This is a genomic window from Candidatus Sericytochromatia bacterium, assembly GCA_035285325.1.
Classification (GTDB): domain Bacteria; phylum Cyanobacteriota; class Sericytochromatia; order S15B-MN24; family JAQBPE01; genus JAYKJB01.
Genome location: JAYKJB010000101.1, coordinates 1 through 3,197 on the forward strand (window position 1 = coordinate 1; position 3,197 = coordinate 3,197).

At 70.3% G+C, this 3,197-nt stretch carries 2 protein-coding genes; both read left to right on the top strand.

From position 1 onward, the window contains the following. The first annotated feature begins 319 nt into the window (after positions 1–319). A complete protein-coding gene (locus tag VKP62_12885) occupies positions 320–2,479 on the top strand; it encodes a Tex family protein (protein MEB3198089.1) in 2,160 nt (719 codons plus the stop codon). Positions 2,480–2,584: 105 nt separating this feature from the next. Then, positions 2,585–3,197, top strand: a 613-nt coding sequence (locus VKP62_12890) for a hypothetical protein (protein MEB3198090.1), incomplete at its 3' end; no start/stop codon positions are given.

Here is a 3,197-nt window from a genome sequence, read left to right on the forward strand (position 1 = left end):
GATCAGGTCGGCGCGACGGGTCAGAGGCAGCGGCTGCCCCAGCTCCTCGGGCGCAAAGTGCACCGGCTCGGCGTCCAGCGCGAGCCCACGCTGGCGCGCCAGCAGCGCGGCAATCTGCTCCGGCTGCTTCCGCAGCAGTTCGATCAGGACCTCGTGCAGGGCGGAAAGTGGCATGCCTCCAACCTAGCACGAAATCGAACACATGTTCGACTCGTTCACGTGCTGTATTTGGAGCGAGGCGCTCCCTGCCGGGAGGCAGGCAAGTCCGAATCGGCCAGGCACCCACAGCGCACGGGGGCAGATCTGGTAGGCTGGTGCCATGACGAACCTGACGCCTGCGCTCGCCCGCGAACTCTCCTTGCCGCCCCAGCAGGTCGCTGCCGTGGTGGACCTGCTCGATGCGGGTCACACCATCCCCTTCCTGGCGCGCTACCGCAAGGAAGCCACGGGTGGCCTGGATGAGGTGGCCCTGCGCTCCCTGCAAGATGCGCTGGGACGCCTGCGGCGACTGGAAACGCGCCGTGAGGAGGTGCGCGAGTCGCTGACGCAGCAAGGGGTGCTGACGCCCGAACTGGCCCAGGCCGTGGCCGGCGCCGATTCCCTGGCGCGTCTGGAAGACCTCTACCTGCCCCATCGCCCCAAGCGCCGCACGCGCGCCAGCGTGGCCCGGGAGCAAGGCCTGGAGCCCCTGGCCGATCGCTTCACGCAGCCCAACCGCGAAAGTCCGCTGGAGGCCGCTCGGCGCTTCGTGAACCCCACCACCGGGGTGGCCACGCCGGAGGCGGCCCTGGCGGGTGCCCGCGACATCCTGGCCGAGCGCCTGGCCGAAGACGCCGGCGTGCGGGGACGGGCCCGCACGGTCTCGCTCAAGGAAGGCGTCCTGCACGCCGGCAAGGCGCCCAAGGGGCAAGATCCGCAGGGCAAGTACACGCAGTACCATCAGTTCTCGGAACCCCTGGGCCGGCTGGCGCCGCACCGCACGCTGGCGGTGGATCGCGGCGAGGCCGAGGGCGTGCTGCGGGTGTCCGTGGCCCTGCCGGAGGCCCGCATCCTCGGTTTCATGCGCGAGGCCCTGCGCGTGCCGGCGCCCGGCTGGCGCGACGAGGCCGAGGCGGCGATCGCCGATGGCTACAAGCGCCTGCTGGCCCCCGCGATCGAGCGCGACCTGCGCGAGGCCCTCACGGAAAAGGCCCAGCGCCACGCGATCGAGGTCTTCGCCGCCAATGTGAAGGCCCTGCTGCTGCAACCCCCGCTCAAGGGCCGGGTGGTCATGGGCATCGACCCTGGCTTCCGGACCGGCTGCAAGGTGGTGGTGGTCGACCCGACCGGCCTGCCGCTTGGCGCCGGCACAACGATCTTCCCGCACGAGCCACAAAACCAGTACCAGGCGGCGATCGACACGCTGCGCAGCCTGATTGCCCGGCACGGCGTGCAGGTGGTGGCGATCGGCAACGGCACCGCCAGCCGCGAAACGGAGCGCCTGGTGGCCGAGGCCGTGCGCGGCACCGCAGCGGCCTATGCGATCGTCTCGGAAGCCGGCGCCAGCGTTTACTCGGCCTCCGAAGTGGCCCGCGAGGAGTTTCCCGAGCTGGATGCGACGCAACGCGGCAACATCTCGATCGCCCGCCGCCTGCAGGATCCCCTGGCCGAGCTGGTGAAGATCGACCCGGCGGCGATCGGGGTGGGCATGTACCAGCACGACCTGGCGGAAAAGGCCCTCGCCCACGCGCTGGCCGGCGTGGTCGAGGACGCGGTCAACCACGTCGGGGTCGACCTCAACACCGCCTCCGTGTCACTGCTGACCCACGTGGCCGGCCTGAACCAGAAGGTGGCCCGGGCGATCGTGGCCCACCGCACCGCGCATGGGCCTTTCCAGCGCCGCGCCGATCTGCTGGCCGTGAAAGGCCTGGGCCAGAAAACCTACGAGCAGGCCGCCGGCTTCCTGCGCGTCCCCGAGGGCACCGAACCGCTCGACGCCACCCCGATCCACCCCGAGTCCTACCCGGCGGTGCGCCGGCTGCTCACGCGATTGCGACTGCCGGCCGACGCCACCCTGCCCCAGGCCCTGCGCGCACAGCGCGACCGTCTCGTGCTGGCGGAGCTGGCCCGCGAACTGGGGCTGGGGGAACCGACCCTCCAGGACATGCTCGACGCGCTGGAACGCCCCGGGCGCGACCCGCGCGAGGACCTCCCCGCTCCCCATCTGCGCCAGGACGTGCTGAAGCTGGAAGACCTGAAGCCCGGCATGCGCCTGACCGGCACGGTCCGCAACGTGGTGCCGTTCGGCGTCTTCGTGGACATCGGCGTCAAGCACGACGGCCTGGTGCACGTCTCGGAACTGGCCGAGGGCTTCGTGCGCGACCCACTCAGCCTGATGGCCGTGGGCACCGTGATCGAGGTGGAGGTGCTCGAGGTCGACCAGGCCCGGGGGCGCATCTCGCTGAGCCGCAAGCGGGCCCTCGCGGCCGCCGTCGGGTAAGCCCGCAACAGAGGCCACGCCGGTGGGTTTCTTGACGTCCAACCCGGGTAAGATCCAGCATGAGGGCGTGCGCTGCGGGTCGCACGTTCCAGCCGGTGACGTCCTATGAAACCGATTCACTCCAACCCTTCGATCCCCCCAGCGGTGCCCACGCCGCTCGGTCAGAAGCCTGCGCTGACTCCGCCGACGCCGAAGCGAGACCAGCTGGTGCTTTCCCGCGAGGCGCGCAACGACGATCCGCTGGCCCAGCTGCGCAAGACGGTCGAACGCATCTCGCGCTCCGGCGGGGGGATGTGGACCGCCAACGACGGGTATTGCATGGACCTGTCGGCCAAGTGGCAGACGGCCCTGCAACTCGCCGGCATCGAGACGCGCATGGTGGTGGTCGACCCCGCCGGCGGCCCCGCCGTCGCTCACACCCTGGCCGGCCGCGAGGCGCACGGCAAGACCCACGCCTTTCTGATTTTCCAGTACAAGGGCCAGGAGTACATCCTCGACCCCACCGTCCAGCAATTCTTCAAAGGCGGCGGCCGCAACGTGCCGCCAATTTTCATCGGCACGCGCGACGAGGCGGCGGCGCTGTTCACCCGCGAGCAGGAACTCCTGCAGATCGAGATTGACGCGGACGTCAACACGGGGCGCCATGACCCGCTGGCCTTCACCAACCTGGTGTACGGCCTGGGGCAGTTTCGGAAACTGCGGATCGAACTCGCGGATT

Bases quoted from the DNA above. Each gene is read 5' to 3' on its own strand.
- VKP62_12885 (MEB3198089.1), top strand. From the start codon at position 320: ATGACGAACCTGACGCCTGCGCTCGCCCGCGAACTCTCCTTGCCGCCC.